The sequence below is a fragment of the Ruegeria marisrubri genome, from assembly GCF_001507595.1.
Classification (GTDB): domain Bacteria; phylum Pseudomonadota; class Alphaproteobacteria; order Rhodobacterales; family Rhodobacteraceae; genus Ruegeria; species Ruegeria marisrubri.
On the sequence record NZ_LQBQ01000001.1, the window covers coordinates 872030 to 886582 of the forward strand.

General features: G+C 60.9%; 11 protein-coding genes. 5 read left to right on the forward strand and 6 right to left on the reverse strand.

Annotation, left to right across the window (positions count from 1 at the left end; all coding sequences use genetic code 11):
- Positions 1-301 precede the first annotated feature (301 nt).
- The 3 genes from glf to gmd form a co-directional block, all read right to left on the reverse strand.
- Positions 302-1459, reverse strand: a complete 1158-nt coding sequence (gene glf, locus AVO45_RS04170) for a UDP-galactopyranose mutase (protein ID WP_205627840.1) — start codon at positions 1457-1459, stop codon at positions 302-304.
- Positions 1460-1543: 84 nt separating this feature from the next.
- Positions 1544-2521 carry a GDP-L-fucose synthase gene (gene fcl, locus AVO45_RS04175; RefSeq protein ID WP_068344615.1) on the reverse strand — a complete coding sequence of 326 codons (978 nt, stop codon included), beginning with the start codon at positions 2519-2521 and terminating at the stop codon, positions 1544-1546.
- 11 nt (positions 2522-2532) lie between these two features.
- Positions 2533-3657 (reverse strand): GDP-mannose 4,6-dehydratase, encoded by a 1125-nt coding sequence (gene gmd, locus AVO45_RS04180; protein ID WP_068344616.1) that lies wholly within the window; start codon positions 3655-3657, stop codon positions 2533-2535.
- Between the two features lie 370 nt (positions 3658-4027).
- Between gmd and AVO45_RS04185 the strand changes: the two genes are divergently transcribed.
- The 3 genes from AVO45_RS04185 (at position 4028) to AVO45_RS04195 (ending at position 7621) form a co-directional block, all read left to right on the forward strand.
- A complete protein-coding gene (locus AVO45_RS04185; protein ID WP_169795990.1) occupies positions 4028-4894 on the forward strand; it encodes a Rossmann-like and DUF2520 domain-containing protein in 867 nt (288 codons plus the stop codon).
- A 668-nt stretch (positions 4895-5562) separates the two neighbouring features.
- Positions 5563-6828 (forward strand): aminotransferase class I/II-fold pyridoxal phosphate-dependent enzyme, encoded by a 1266-nt coding sequence (locus AVO45_RS04190; protein ID WP_068344618.1) that lies wholly within the window; start codon positions 5563-5565, stop codon positions 6826-6828.
- On the forward strand, positions 6755-7621 hold the full coding sequence (locus AVO45_RS04195; protein ID WP_082688647.1) for an SDR family NAD(P)-dependent oxidoreductase: 867 nt from the start codon (positions 6755-6757) through the stop codon (positions 7619-7621). Before AVO45_RS04190 ends, AVO45_RS04195 begins: the two co-directional genes overlap by 74 nt.
- Positions 7622-7626: 5 nt before the next feature.
- Here AVO45_RS04195 and AVO45_RS04200 read toward each other — a convergent pair whose 3' ends face one another.
- Both AVO45_RS04200 and AVO45_RS04205 read right to left on the reverse strand, forming a co-directional pair.
- On the reverse strand, positions 7627-8682 hold the full coding sequence (locus AVO45_RS04200; protein WP_068344620.1) for a hypothetical protein: 1056 nt from the start codon (positions 8680-8682) through the stop codon (positions 7627-7629).
- Positions 8679-10229 (reverse strand): GH3 family acyl-acid amido synthetase, encoded by a 1551-nt coding sequence (locus tag AVO45_RS04205; protein WP_068344621.1) that lies wholly within the window; start codon positions 10227-10229, stop codon positions 8679-8681. Before AVO45_RS04205 ends, AVO45_RS04200 begins: the two co-directional genes overlap by 4 nt.
- Positions 10230-10436: 207 nt before the next feature.
- On the opposite strand from AVO45_RS04205, the gene AVO45_RS04210 reads away from it, so the two are divergent.
- Both AVO45_RS04210 and AVO45_RS04215 read left to right on the forward strand, forming a co-directional pair.
- On the forward strand, positions 10437-12884 hold the full coding sequence (locus tag AVO45_RS04210) for a Lon protease family protein (protein ID WP_205627842.1): 2448 nt from the start codon (positions 10437-10439) through the stop codon (positions 12882-12884).
- The gene (locus AVO45_RS04215; protein ID WP_068344623.1) at positions 12881-13558 is read left to right on the forward strand and encodes a hypothetical protein; all 678 of its coding nucleotides are present in this window, start codon (positions 12881-12883) and stop codon (positions 13556-13558) included. The genes AVO45_RS04210 and AVO45_RS04215 overlap by 4 nt, the downstream gene beginning before the upstream one ends.
- Here the strand turns inward: AVO45_RS04215 and AVO45_RS04220 are convergent.
- Positions 13555-14541 carry a zinc-dependent alcohol dehydrogenase family protein gene (locus tag AVO45_RS04220; protein WP_068344716.1) on the reverse strand — a complete coding sequence of 329 codons (987 nt, stop codon included), beginning with the start codon at positions 14539-14541 and terminating at the stop codon, positions 13555-13557. The genes AVO45_RS04215 and AVO45_RS04220 overlap by 4 nt on opposite strands.
- Between the last annotated feature and the right edge of the window lie 12 nt (positions 14542-14553).

Here is a 14553-nt window from a genome sequence, read left to right on the forward strand (position 1 = left end):
TTTTTTCGAGAGGACGGCATCTCCATCCCGCGCGGAGATGATGGCCCTACATAATAAATGCGTCTAGCGTAATGGGCCAAAACATATGTTTTCCCGTGCCCCCCGATGTTCCGAACGTTCCATTTCGTTCATCACGATGTCAAGTACCGCCGGAAGCCTGTTGATGTAAAACAACAATTTGAACGCAAACAGGACATGCTCCCCCTACGCCGGCATCTTGACCGCGAAAACTGGGGAATGACGCGGACCTGTTTCCTGCTCCACCCGCCGCGAGAGACTACCGGCAGGTTTCTCAGCGGGATCAGAGCGGCCTTTGGAAAAAGGCCGGAACCGCCCTGCCGTTGGAAATGCAGGCGAGAAAGCCGCGAGCTGCGTCCAGAGACTCTCGGATGGTCACATCCATGTCGAGATACCGATAAGTGCCGAGACGGCCAACGAAGGTCACACCGCCGGTGCGATCGGCCAGTTCGACGTATTTGCCCAGCAGTTCCTTTTCCCGGACTTGCCGGATCGGGTAGTAGGGAATGTCACCGGCCTCGGCAAATCGCGAGTACTCGCGGTAACAAACGGACTTCTCATGCCTCTCCCACGGCGCGAAATGCTTGTGCTCGGTAATGCGGGTAAAGGGCACGGCTTCGTCGGCATAGTTCATTACCGCACAGCCCTGGTAATCGCCTGAATAAGTAAATCGCTCGAAATCCAGCGTGCGATAACCCAACCGACCCAACGAATAATCGAAATACCCGTCCAGCGGCCCGGAATAGAAGACGTGGTCAAATTCCGCCGCCATGCCGCGTTCGAAGGTTACGCCAAGTTTGACGGTGATCGCGGGATGATCGAGGATGCGTTCGATCATCGCGGTATAGCCGTTTTCGGGCATGCCCTGAAACTTGTGAAAGAAATAGTTGTCGTCGTAGTTGAACCGCACCGGCAGCCGCTTGAGGATCGAAGCGGGTAATTCTGACGGATGGCACCCCCACTGCTTGATCGTGTAGCCCTTGAAAAAGGCCTCGTACAGTTCCTTGCCGACAAAGCGCAGGGCCTGCTCTTCAAAGGTCTGCGGATCTTCGATCGAGGTATCTGCCTGCTCTTCGGTGATAAAGGCATATGCCTCGTCCGGGCGCATTGCCTTGCCGAAGAACTGGTTGATCGTGTGCAGATTGACCGGCAACGAATAGACGCGCCCCTTGGAGGTGGTCTTTACCCGGTTCTTGAACGGCAAGAACGTCTCGTAGTCGTTGACGTAGGTCCAGACCTCTTCGTCGTCGGTGTGAAAGATATGCGGCCCATAGACGTGAACCAGCACACCTGTCTCGGCGTCGCGCTCGGTGTGACAGTTGCCGCCGATATGGTCGCGACTGTCCACCACCGTCACCTGATAGCCGTGATCGGCAAGCTCACGCCCGATCACCGCCCCGGACAGGCCCGCGCCGACCATCAGCATAGTGCCCTTTGTCATATCCGGCTCATCCCAAATCCATCGCCTCTTGTTACTCCGCCGTTCTTGCGCACCTGTGGGTGTGACTCGTAATCTCCAATGCGCTCACTTCATGCGAAGGCCGTCTTCTGGCTGTGCGAGATACCACCGATAGGTTTCGCGGATCCCTTCCTCGAGCCCAATCCGGGCCCGCCAGCCCATGTTGGCCAGCCGTGTAACATCCATCAGCTTGCGCATGGTGCCGTCGGGCTTGGAGGTATCCTGCGTTATCCGGCCATTGAAACCCGTGACCTTGGCCACCAAGGCCGCCAGTTCGGCAATCGAGATGTCCTCTCCACTGCCCACGTTGATATGGCTCAGCATCGGCTGGGTGTTGGCCTCGTATTCCGCGCGCGGCAGGTCGAGCACGAAAAGAGACGCCTCGGCCATGTCGTCCACATGCAGGAATTCGCGCCGCGGCTGGCCCGTGCCCCAGATCACCACTTCGTCCAGCCCGTCGCGCGCCGCCTCGTGAAAGCGGCGGATCAGGGCGGGCAGAACGTGGCTGTTTTCCGGGTGAAAGTTGTCGCCCGGCCCGTAAAGGTTCGTCGGCATGACCGAGCGATAATCGACGCCATGCTGGCGGTTGTAGCTTTCGCACAGCTTGATCCCTGCGATCTTTGCGATGGCGTATGGCTCATTTGTGGGCTCCAGCGTTCCGGTCAGCAAAGCATCCTCTCGCATCGGCTGCGGAGCCTCTTTCGGGTAGATGCAGGACGAGCCCAGTTGCAGCAGTTGATTGACACCGGCGGCAAAGGCCTGATGGATCACGTTGCACTCGATCATCAGGTTTTCATAGATGAAATCCGCCGGATAGGTGTTGTTGGCGTGAATACCGCCCACCTTGGCCGCGGCAAGGATCACCACGTCCGGGCGTTCGGCCTGCATGAAATCACGCACGGCCGACTGATCGGTCAGGTCCAACTCGGCATGGGTGCGGGTGACCAGCGCCAGCGCTTCGCCCGCCGCCTTGCGGGCCTCGAGCCGGCGCAGGATCGCCCCCCCCACCATGCCGCGGTGCCCGGCCACGTAGATCTTGCGCATCGCCGGACTCCTCAGCCGTTTTCCAGGCTGACCGGCAGGTCCAGCCCGTGCTCTTTCAGCAGCGCGTGACGGCGGGCGGTCTTCAGGTCTTCGGCCACCATCTCAGCGCACATCTCCTGCACGGTGATCTCCGGCTCCCAGCCCAGTTTCTGCTTGGCCTTCGAGGGATCACCCAGCAGCGTATCGACCTCGGCGGGGCGGAAATACTGCGGGTCGATCCGCATGATCACGTCACCGGGCTTCAGCGCCGGGGCCTTGTCGCCTTCGACTGCGGTCACGGTGGCGATCTCGTCCACGCCGCTGCCGGAAAACTCCAGGCCGATGCCCAACTCGGCGGCGGCCCAGCTGATGAACTGGCGCACCGAATACTGCTCGCCGGTGGCGATCACGTAATCTTCGGGAGTATCCTGTTGCAGCATCAGCCACTGCATGCGCACGTAATCCTTGGCGTGTCCCCAGTCGCGCAAAGAGTCGATATTGCCCATGTAGAGGCAGGGCTCGAGCCCCTGAGCGATATTGGCCAGTCCCCGGGTGATCTTGCGGGTCACGAAGGTCTCGCCCCGCCGCGGGCTCTCGTGGTTGAACAGGATGCCGTTGCAGGCATACATGCCATAGGCCTCACGATAGTTCACCGTGATCCAGTAGGAATAGAGCTTGGCGACAGCATAGGGCGAGCGCGGATAGAACGGCGTGGTCTCACGCTGGGGGATTTCCTGCACCAGACCATAGAGTTCGGAGGTCGAGGCCTGGTAGAAGCGGGTCTTCTTTTCCAACCCTAGGAACCGGATCGCCTCCAGCAGACGCAGGGTGCCGATCGCGTCCACATCCGCCGTGTATTCCGGTGACTCGAAGCTGACCGCGACATGGGACTGCGCGCCCAGGTTATAGACCTCGTCCGGCTGCACGTCCTGAATGATGCGCGTCAGGTTCGAGGTGTCGCTGAGATCCCCGTAGTGCAGCCGCAGCTTGGGGTTCGGCTCGTGCGGGTCCTGGTAGATGTGGTCGATGCGCTGTGTGTTGAACGACGAGGCGCGGCGCTTGATGCCATGCACCTCGTATCCCTTGGCCAGCAGAAATTCCGCCAGATACGAGCCGTCCTGCCCCGTGATCCCCGTGATCAGAGCTGTCTTGGTCATGAATGCACCGCCAGTTCCTTGTTGATTTGAATGCCCCGTGAGGTCGCGCCAAACAACTCCAAGTGCCCGCCGATTGCAAGTGGCGAAAACCCGGTCGGCGGCCGCCCCATCATGAAGCGCGCGCCACCGAACCATCACGGCCGGGCCGTCAGGTTCTGGCGATATTGGCGTGAGTTCCCCCCGTCGCCGGATTTCACCCACGCCGCGCAAACGGCGCGCGACAGCGAAGAAACTCGGGGGCGGCATCGCTTTTCGGTCGATGGCCAGCTTTGTGTCGTCAACGCCCCTTAGGTTCTCCCTGCGGCTTTGCGTTGCCGGGAAACTTGATGCAGGTTGCTGGGTGATCCGCCACATCAAGGAGGCCCCCGGAGTGACGCAACTGAAAGTGAACCTCATCGGCGCCGGTCGGGTGGGCCAGACATTCCTGAGACTTCTGAGCGCGAATCCCAACTGCGTAATTCAAGACGTGATGAGCACGAATTATCAATCGGCGCTCAACGCCGTCGAGTTCGCCGGAGCGGGACACGCCGTCAAGGAAGTTTCCGAACTTCGGCCCGCCGACCTTTGGCTGCTGAGCGTTCCCGACAGTCAGATATCTGCTGTCGCCAACAGCCTGGCCGAAGTCCTGGGCAGCGACGGCCCGCAAGCGAAGGCACCTGTCGCCGTTCATTTCAGCGGCTTTTTTGCCGCTTACGAGATGGCCCCGCTCGGCGCGCTGGGATGGCGTCTGGCCAGCGTGCACCCCGTTCTGAGCTTTTCAGATCCCGAAACCGCCTTGAAACGGTTCAGCGGGACCTATTGCGGCCTGGAAGGGGACGACGCCGCCCTTGCGCTTGTTGACCCTTTGTTGGTCCGGATGGGTGCACGGACATTCCCGATCAGGTCGGAACACAAAAGCCTCTACCACGCTGCAGCTGTGATCTCGAACAATTTCACCGTCGTGTTGCAGGCGATCGCCCGCGAGGCCTGGGCCGCGGCCGGGGTGCCTGACGAGATCGCGCGTGAACTGAACACATCGCTGTTGCGCGCGACCTATGAGAACGTCACGGCTCTTGGGCCGCGGGACGCGCTGACTGGTCCGGCCGCGCGGGGCGACGCATATGTCGTGGACAGGCAGGGCGAAGACGTCGCCGATTGGCACGCTGCCGCCGGGGTCCTCTATAGGGAAATGAGCGCACTGGCGCACAGGCTCAAGGCAGAAGGTAAAACGCTGGCGGACACCGAACCCGAGTCCTGAGGCACTGGTTTCCCGATACCGCCCTGCCCCCGACCGGCTTCATCGAGTTCTTCGAAATTTCGGCGCTCAAACAAGACTGGCACGGCAATACTCTACTCGTCGGCGGACCACCCAGGGCGGTCCTGACTTTCTCCCTGAACGGGTGGTGTTTACGGGTCTTTCGTTTGATGCCCCTGACAAGCTTGTCGGCCACATTCTTCGGTGTGCCGGATTTCCTTGTTCATCGTCGTGCCCAAATGGCTTCGATGAACCGGAACCGAAGGTTCCGTGACGCGAAATCCTCCGTTTCTCAAACCCCCAAAAACTCTCCAACGGGTTCTGACATCAGACAATCTGCATGGCTGCAATCAACTGATCCTCGATCAGGAGGGTCCTTCCATGGATTGAAAACACGACAGCCCAGGTATCGCCGGGAATGGGATACTCATTCGGGATTGAAACAACGGAAGGTTCATATGCCGCGGCTGCTGTTGATCGAGTATTCATCAGGGCCGCAGGGAAACAAGACGAGAGCCCCCGGGCCACGCAAAGCACCCAACCGCGCCTGGCCTCTATCTGCGTGGTCGGGCGGCACCATGACGCAAATCAAATCGAAACATCTGCCACCAAGCTACCATTTGGTGGTGAAACAAGGGAAAATTCCGCTTTGATCATCACGGGAGGGCGCCATGAATGACATTACAAGACGTCCACCCGAGCGGATCAAGTCGCTGGTCCGGCTGATCAAGAATTCCGGTCTCTACCCCCAGAACCCCATCGTGAACAGCGCGACGACCGAGCCGGTGATCTGGGTGGACGGGCGCGATCACCTGCTGTTCTGCTCGAACAACCTGCTGGGCCTGTCCAACCACCCCGAGGTCAAGGAGGCCGCGGCCAAGGCGCTGGACAGGTATGGGCTCGGCTCGGGCGGATCGCGCCAGATGGCGGCGAACATCGATGTTCACCGGGCGCTCGAGCGGCGGATAGCCGAGTTTGTCGGACAGGAAGACGCGATCTGCTTTGCCGCCGGCTACATGGCCAATGTCGGCGCCATTCCCGCCATTCTCAAGGTCGATTTCATCGAGGCACTGGCCAAGGTGCACCTGGGTCATGAATCGACACTGCCCGAAGAGGCCTCGGTCACGCCGGGCTGGGAAATCTTCAGCGAGGAACTCAACCATGCCAGCGTCGTGGATGGCGTCCGACTGGCCAAGGCGAAGGTTTCGAAATTTCCGCACAAGGATGTGGAAACACTCGAGAAACATCTGTCGGCCTCAGACCGGGAAAGCAAGTTCATCCTCAGCGATGGCGTGTTCAGCATGGACGGGGACATCGCGCCGATCCCCCAGTTGGCAGAGCTTGCCAATACACACGATTCCTTGCTGATGATCGACGATGCGCACGGTGTCGGCATGCTCGGCGCAAATGGGCGGGGCAGCCTGGAGCATCATGGGGTCCAAACGTCGCAGGTCGATCTGCAGATGGGCACTTTCACCAAGGCCTTCGGCGGTGTCGGGGGCTATGTCGCCGGGGATCGCGAGATCATCGACTTTCTTCGCATCTCGGCCCGCACCTACATCTTTTCAGCCCCGCTGCCGCCGGCCATCGCGGCCGGTGTCGCCGAAGCAATCGACATCGCAGAGCGGGAGCCGTGGCGGCGCGAAAAGGCGATGGAAAACGCCCGTTACTTCCGCCGCGAGGTTCAGGCCCTGGGTTTCGACACGCTGGGCAGCGAAGTGCACATCGTGCCAGTTCTGATCGGAAACGAGTTGGATGCGGCCGAATATACCCGCCTTTTGCGGCACCGCGGCATCGTCGCGCCTCATGCGCGGTATCCTGCGGTCGCCCTCGGGCAGGCGCGCATCCGCTTCGTGATGACCTGTGAACACGAGCGCGAGCAGATCGACTATTTGCTCAAATGCCTCGGCGAAGCACGCGATACACTCAGTCACTGAAAGGAGAAAGTTGCCCGAAACGGCTGCACAGAAAACTGCCCTGATCACTGGGGCGTCATCCGGAATAGGACGCGCCTTTGCCTTGGGCTACGCTGCACGCGGGGTGAATATCGTTGCTGTCGCACGGCGCCGTGCCCCGTTGGATGCACTGGCCTCCGAACTGTCGGCCCGGCACGGCGTCACGGTCACGGTTCTGCCGGCGGACCTGTCCAAGGCCGATGACCCGGAATACCTGTTTGAAACCTTGCCAAGGCAGGGCATCGCCATCGACATTCTGGTCAACAACGCCGGTTTCGGCGTGCCGGGGCATCTGTGCGAGAACGACTGGGAACGGCACCGCGCCACGATCGAGGTCATGGCTACGGCGCCTGTGCGGCTGGCCTATCTCTTCGCTCCGACCATGATCGAGAGAGGGCATGGCCGCATCATCAACGTGTCATCATTGTCAGCCCTGCTGCCGCCCCACGCTGGCGGAACGCTGTATTACCCAGTCAAATCCTTTCTCTACCAGTTCTCGCTGGCTTTCCGAGAAGAGATGCGGGGGCGTGGCGTCAACGTGACCGCAGTCTGCCCGGGCTTTACCGCCACCAACTTTCGCGCGGCCGCAGGCGGCACGGTGGAGTCGGTTGCCGTGCCACGCTGGCTGTGGTCATCGCCCGAGGACGTGGCCGACGCCGCTATTCGCGCGGCAGAGGCCAACAAGGCAGTCGTCATACCGGGGCTGTTCAACAAGGCGGTGGCTGCTACCTTCAAGCTCTTGCCCGGCCCCGTGGCGCGACGCATCATGCAATGACGTGCTCAGAACACGTCCGCCGCGCTGACATGGAGCGGGTGGTTTGCCAGCCTCGCCGCCAGATCGGGCTCCATCCCGACCGTATCGAGACACAGTTTCACCGACCCGTTCAACCCTCTGGACAGCAATCCGAACCGGCCGTGGCGCCGCAAGCGGGCAAGAACGGGACTGCGTTCGTCCAGCATGATCAGGCCGATACGCGCCTCGTGCCGGGCAAGGCAGGCTGATAGAACCGTGAAAAACTCGGCCTCCGATCCCTCTGGCACCAGCAGGTTTCCGAACCGCAAAATTCGCAGATCGCGCAAATCGATCACACGCTTCAGCCCAGGAACCAAAGGCAGCCCTTCAAGCAGGAGTTTCCCAGCGAATCCCGGCATGGACTCTACCGACCATCTCAGAACCTCGGCCTGAACGCCCGCCGCGACATTGCCTGCACGGCGATAGACAAAGCATTCGTCGGGGTTGACGGACGCATCGACGTCCACCAGTTCATGGTCCGCATACAGGTCCTTCAGAGCAGCCCGGAAACCGTCAATTTCTTCCCGGCCAATCCGGCCAACACGAGCATCCTCATGCGGGAAAAAACGCGTGAAGAGCAGCAGGGCGATATCGGCTTCGATGCTGTGGCCTACGCGGTCGGATAGCCTCAGCGAAAACTCCGTCGTGGATTCGACATAGGCAAACCCCAACCCCGGTTTGCCCAGCCTTGCTTCGCAATAAGGGCGGATCTGGTCGATCAGGATGCCGGCAAGCCCCTGATTCCGGCGATGCCGGACGGTTGCAGCCATCGCAAAGTGGTAGGCGTCGCACTCACTCCTCCCAACCGGCTTGCGGCAATGATCCAGAACGAAGACACACAGTTCTTCGCCGTGTTCCGACAGCACGAAGTAGAGGGGATCCCTCAGCCTTTGCAGCTTGGCCTCGATGTTCAGGATCTGGTATTTCGTGTCTCTGCTGCCCCAAACTGCTCCGCGCAGCAGATCCAGCATTTGCCCCGACGGCGTGCGATGGCAGGTGATGAGCCTGCCCTTCGCCGGATCCCTCCATAAAACTTCGGTCATTGCTCCGCCTCTTCGCCATCGGCACCCAAGATTGTAGCAGTCATGTCCTGAAACAACGCGCGGTCGGTCACGATCTTCGGCACCTTGTTCTGGCCGCCAAGATGGCGCCGCAACTTCATCCATCGAACGAACCCGCCAGGCGGCGCAAAACGAACCTCGGGCGGCCCGAGCGCCAAGTCTTTTTGCCTCAATTCGGCGTAATCCTCGTTCAGCGCGCAAAGCTGCCCGTCGATGACTTCGGATATCTTCGCGATGGCCTCGGCGGAGGGGCGTTCAATCGTTTCCAGCAGGTAGAGATGATGCCCGCCGGTCTCTTCGACAGCGGCCCCCACCGAATAATCGAGCACCGACAGCCCGAATGTTGCAGCCCCCCTTGCCACTGCCTGGGCGATTTCGGCCTCGATGAGGTGTTCCCCGAAGACCGACAAACCATTTTCCACCCGCCCGACGACCTTGAGCCTGGGCGGATCGCGATCCACCAGCCGGACCACGTCCCCGAGCAGATAGGCCCAGAGCCCTGCGGCGGTTGAAATGACCAGGGCATAGTCCTGCCCGATCTCTGCATCCGCCATCCAGTGGCGCACCGGCGCTTCGGATGACAGGGTTTCGACCGGGACAAATTCGAAGAACACCTCGCCATCCAGATGCAGCCGCAAACCCTCGCCGTCGCCCCGGTCGGCGATCGCGAAAACGCCCTCGCTGGCGGAATACATTTCCCTCGTCTCGGCATGGCTCCCGCTCAGGAGTCTGCGAAAGCGGTCACGGTAGGGCTCGAAATTGATGCCTCCATGCACGATCAATTCCAGGTTCGGGAACCAGTTGGACAGGCTGGCCGGACTATGGGGATGCCGCTTCGCCATGGCGTCAAGATAGATGAGAAGCCAGTTGGGCGACCCGCCCAGACAGCGGATGTCGCGGTTGACCGAGAGTTCGGCCAGCCGATCGATCTTGACCTGCCAGTCCGGCAGGTTGGCGATCTCGGGCGGCGGCAGGATCCGGTTTCGAAACACACCCGGCAAGGCCCCCATGGCAATCGCGCTGACCGCTCCCGTTGCAACGCCCTCCTGTTGCGGCTGCAGTCCGCTCGGCCCGGTCAAGCCAAGCGCCAGCCCACCGAACAGTCGGCTGGTTGGATGGTTGGTAAAATGAAAACAGAGAAGATCAAGAAACCCCCTCCCCGCGGCCCGGCGCATTTCCCGCGTGTAGGGTATGTATTTGGAACGGCCCGTGGTGGTGCCCGAGGTCATCGCGAAAAACGGAATCTGACCCGGCCAGGTGACGTTTGTCAGGTTCGGATATTCTGTTTGCCACCATTCCTTGAGAAACTGTGAATAGCGCCGAACTGGAACCCGCTTCTGAAAGTCGCCTATAGTCGAAAGCGACGGAAATCCGTGGCGCTGACCGAAACGCGTGGCGCGGGCCCGGTGCAGCAGCCTTTGCAACACTCTTTCCTGCACGGCAACCGGGTCCTGGGCATTCAGCCTGGCAACACGCAAGCGCGCATATGCACGTGCCGGCCCGCTGAAATCCAGAACCGGGGGCTTCACCGCATTTGAACCGTTTTGATCACGAAATCTCAGTAACGCCCTCCCCTCAGAAACCTGTAACCCGCTGATATCTGGTCAAATCAAACGGTCCTTCAGTTCTTTCCTGAAAGCAAACACTCAAACCCGTCCATTGACAATGATCGAGGTCATGTCCCAAGCTTTGTTCATCTGCCAGCATGATTTCAGCAACAGAATGGCAACGTTTTGGTGACAGAACAAACCCGACATACGCCCCCTGTTTCGCTGGATCGCCTCAAGTGGCGCTGTGACCCGGCGCAATTTTCCTTTGGCACGACCGAAGACCTGAAAGAGCCCGGCGACCTGATCGGCCAGGACAGGGCCGTGGATGCGATCAACCTCGCGGCTGGTATCCGCCAGTGCGATTTCAACGTCTTTGTTCTGGGACCATCGGGAACCGGACGGTTTCGGGCGGTGAAAGAACTGTTGAAGAGCCACGCGCAGTCCCTGCCGGCCCCGGATGATCTGGTTTACGTAAACAACTTCGCAGCGCCCCACAAACCCATCGCCCTGCGCTTGCCTCCGAAAACGGCACAGGCTCTGAAATCCGAGATCGAAGATCTGGTGGATGATCTGGGAATCGACATCCCCAACCTGTTCGAAACCGACGAATACCAGGCTACGCGGCGGGCCATCGACGAGGAGTTCTCGGAAAAGCAGGAAGCGGCAATGTCCGAGTTCGCCGAGAAGGCGCGCCAGCAAAACGTGGCCCTCCTGCGCACACCGATGGGTTTCATGCTGGCCGCCACGAAGGACGGCGAGGTCGTCAAGAAGGAGGAGTTTAGCACTCTGCCCGAGAAAGAGCAGGCCGAGATCGAAAAGAAGATCGTGGCGCTGCAGGAGGAACTGTCGGAAATCCTGAGGAATGTCCCCCGGCTGGAACGCGAGCGCAGGCACCGGATCGAGGCCACCAATGCTGAAATGACGGGCCAGATCGTGTCCGCCCGCGTGGACGAGACCGTGCGGAAATTCAAGGAGATCGAGGCGATTCAGGATTTCCTGAAAGCGGTCCGCGACGACATGATCTCGAATGCCGAGATGTTCCTTGCCACGACCCAGCAGAACGATAACGGGCCATTTCCGGATGAGGTCCGAAAGGCGCACCGTGCGCCCTGGTTCCGCCGCTACATGGTCAACGTCATAGTGTCACAGGAACCCGATGAAGAGGGCCACGCCCCGGTCGTGTTCGAGCACCTGCCCACGCTTGACCGATTGACGGGCCGGATCGAGCATGTCTCGCAGATGGGGGCTCTGGTCACCGATTTCACGATGATCAAGCCGGGCGCGCTTCATCGCGCAAACGGCGGGTATCTGGTTCTGGATGCGCGAAGGCTGCTGGCGGAACCGATGGCATGGACCGCGCTCAAGCAGTGCCTGCAGAACCGGTCGATCACCATCATCTCGATGGCCGAACGGCTGAGCCTTGTTTCCACCACCTCGCTGGAGCCCGACCCGATTCCGCTTGATGTCCGGGTGGTTCTGATTGGCGACCGGCTGTTGTATGCGCTTCTGGTCACGCTGGACCCCGAGTTTTCCGAACTGTTCAAGATCGAGGCCGATTTCGAAGAGGACATCAACCTTTCCCCAGAGACCAGCGACCAGTTCGTGCGCCTGATCGGCGCGCGCGCACGCAAGAACAATCTACGACCGGTCGATGCCGGAGGGGTGGCGCGTCTGCTGGACGAAACCACGCGCCGGACCGGCGATCGGCAGAAGATGAGCCTGCATCTAGGCGACATTGACGACCTGCTCAGCGAGGCGGACCACTATGCCTCGCTGGACGGACAGAACCGGATCCGGGCCGATGACATTCGCAAGGCGGTCGAGGAAAAACAGCGCCGTTCGGCGCGGATCAAGGAGCGGATGCGCGAGGCGGTCGCGCGCAAGACCATCCTGATCGACACGGACGGCGAGGCGGTCGGCCAGGTGAACGGCCTGTCTGTCATCGGGCTGGGCAGTTTCCGCTTTGGCCGCCCATCCCGCATCACCGCCCGGACGCGTCTTGGCGCGGGCAAGCTCGTGGATATCGAACGCGAGGTCGAACTGGGCGGCCCGCTGCACTCCAAGGGTGTGCTGATCCTGTCGAACTATCTGGCCACGAAATACGCGCTCGATGTGCCCTATTCCCTGCATGCCAGCCTGACCTTCGAACAAAGCTATGGCGGCGTCGACGGTGACTCGGCCTCGGCGGCCGAACTGTTTGCCCTGATCTCCTCGCTGTCCGAGGTGCCGATCCAGCAGGGTTTCGCGGTAACCGGTTCGGTCAACCAGGGCGGTCTGGTGCAGGCCATCGGCGGCGTCAACGAAAAGATCGAGGGCTTTTTCGAAACCTGCGTCGATCAGGGCCTGACCGGACGGCAGGGCGTGGTCATTCCGGCGTCGAACCTGGATCACGTAATGCTGCGGGACGATGTTTTCGAGGCGGTCGAGCAAGGAAAGTTCAGGATATTCGCCGTCGAGACCATAGATCAGGGAATAGAAATCCTGACCGGTCGCGAAGCCGGCGAAAGGCGCAGCGACGGCACCTTCCCGCCCGGCTCGATCAACGCGCTGGTCGAGGACAAGCTTGTCAGTTTCGCCGAAAAGCGCAGGGAATTTGCCCGCAAGGACGGCGAGGAAACGGACGGAAAGCGATGACCGGGGACCAGAATCGCAAGCGCCTGCTGATCGCGGCCGAAAGCTTTGTTGACGCAAGGCCGGCCATACAGATCGCCCGCCATCTGGCCGGAGTCGCGGTGAGCGATATCGGCGGTCTTCTGGTCGAACGGGCTTTGGAAACCGACACCCTGCCCTCTTTTGCCCAACGCGTCGTGACCTCTTCCGGATCTCTGGCCCTGTTGCCGCAAGCGTCCCGGATGCGCCAGATGCTGGAAAGCGATGCCAAGGCGTTTCAGGAACAACTGACGAGGCTGGCCAGGCAGTTCTCGGTCGGATGGAGTTTCGAGCGCGAGCCCGGCGATCCCGTCGAGCGGTTCATTCATGCTTCGGCGAAATGGGATTGGCTGGTCATCGGCCACAGGCGGATCGGGAGCTATCGGGGCTGCATCGTCACGATCCAACCCGAAAATCAGGCCACGCCGGATATTCCGTCTTTGTCCGACCTGATTGCCCGCGCCTCGCACGCAAGGACAATGTCCCTCAGCGCCTCGCTGCCTGCCGAAGAGATCCTGAAACGGCTAGAGCTGACCTGCGCCGAACTCGTGCTGATCGACGCCGCACGCGGCCCGATCCGCTCACCGGAACAGATCCGGATGCTGCTGGAAGCAGCGCGGTGTCCTGTATTCATTATCCGGCCACCTGAGACCAGCTAGGAATTGACCAGAACCGCCGCCCCGGACAACCGCCCCTGTCGCAGCCTTTCCAGTGCCTCGTTGGCCCGTTCCAGCGGAAAGGGCTCGACCTCGGTGCGAATCCCGGCCTGCTTCACGATGTCAAAGAATTCCTCTCCGTCCTTGCGGGTCAGGTTGGCGACTGACCTGATCGTTCTCTCGCCCCACAGGATTTCATAGGGAAACTGCGGAATATCGCTCATGTGAATGCCACCGCAGACGACCACCCCGCCCTTTCTGGTTGCCCGCAGCGCCGTGGGGACCAATCCACCGACCGGCGCAAACAGGATCGCCGCGTCCAGAGGCTCGGGCGCCTCTTGATCCGATCCCCCGGCCCAGTCAACTCCCATACGTCGCGCGAAGTCCTGCGCATCCTTGTCCCCCGGTCTGGTAAAGGCAAGAACCCGGCGGCCTTCCCATTTTGCCACCTGCGCGACGATATGGGCCGCTGCTCCGAACCCGAAGATGCCGATCGTTTTCGCATCCCCGGCAAACCGCAGCGAACGGTGCCCGATCAGGCCTGCACAAAGCAGGGGCGCAAGTTCAGCACTGCTGGGTCCCTCGGGCAACGGGAAGACATATCGCGCATCGGCCACGCAGTATTCGGCATATCCACCGTCACGGGTGTAGCCCGTGAACAGCGGCGCATCGCAGAGGTTTTCAGCGTCGTGCCGGCAATAGTGGCAACAGCCACACGTTCGGCCCAGCCACGGCACGCCGACACGCATCCCCGGCTCCAGCGCGGATTCCAGCGCCCTGGTTTCGACGATCTCACCCACGATCTCGTGCCCGAGGATCAGCGGCAGCTTCGGCTCGGTCAGATCACCATCGAGAACATGCAGATCGGTCCGGCACACACCGCAGGCAGCAACCCTGATCAGCACTTCGCCGGCTGCAGGTTCCGGCGTCGGGACCTCGGACATCTGCAGAGGTTTTCCAGGACCCGTCATTACCATCGCACGCATGACGCACATCCT

Bases quoted from the DNA above. Each gene is read 5' to 3' on its own strand.
- glf (WP_205627840.1), bottom strand. From the start codon at position 1,459: ATGACAAAGGGCACTATGCTGATGGTCGGCGCGGGCCTGTCCGGGGCG.
- fcl (WP_068344615.1), bottom strand. From the start codon at position 2,521: ATGCGCAAGATCTACGTGGCCGGGCACCGCGGCATGGTGGGGGGGGCG.
- gmd (WP_068344616.1), bottom strand. From the start codon at position 3,657: ATGACCAAGACAGCTCTGATCACGGGGATCACGGGGCAGGACGGCTCG.
- AVO45_RS04190 (WP_068344618.1), top strand. From the start codon at position 5,563: ATGAATGACATTACAAGACGTCCACCCGAGCGGATCAAGTCGCTGGTC.
- AVO45_RS04200 (WP_068344620.1), bottom strand. From the start codon at position 8,682: ATGACCGAAGTTTTATGGAGGGATCCGGCGAAGGGCAGGCTCATCACC.
- AVO45_RS04215 (WP_068344623.1), top strand. From the start codon at position 12,881: ATGACCGGGGACCAGAATCGCAAGCGCCTGCTGATCGCGGCCGAAAGC.
- AVO45_RS04220 (WP_068344716.1), bottom strand. From the start codon at position 14,541: ATGCGTGCGATGGTAATGACGGGTCCTGGAAAACCTCTGCAGATGTCC.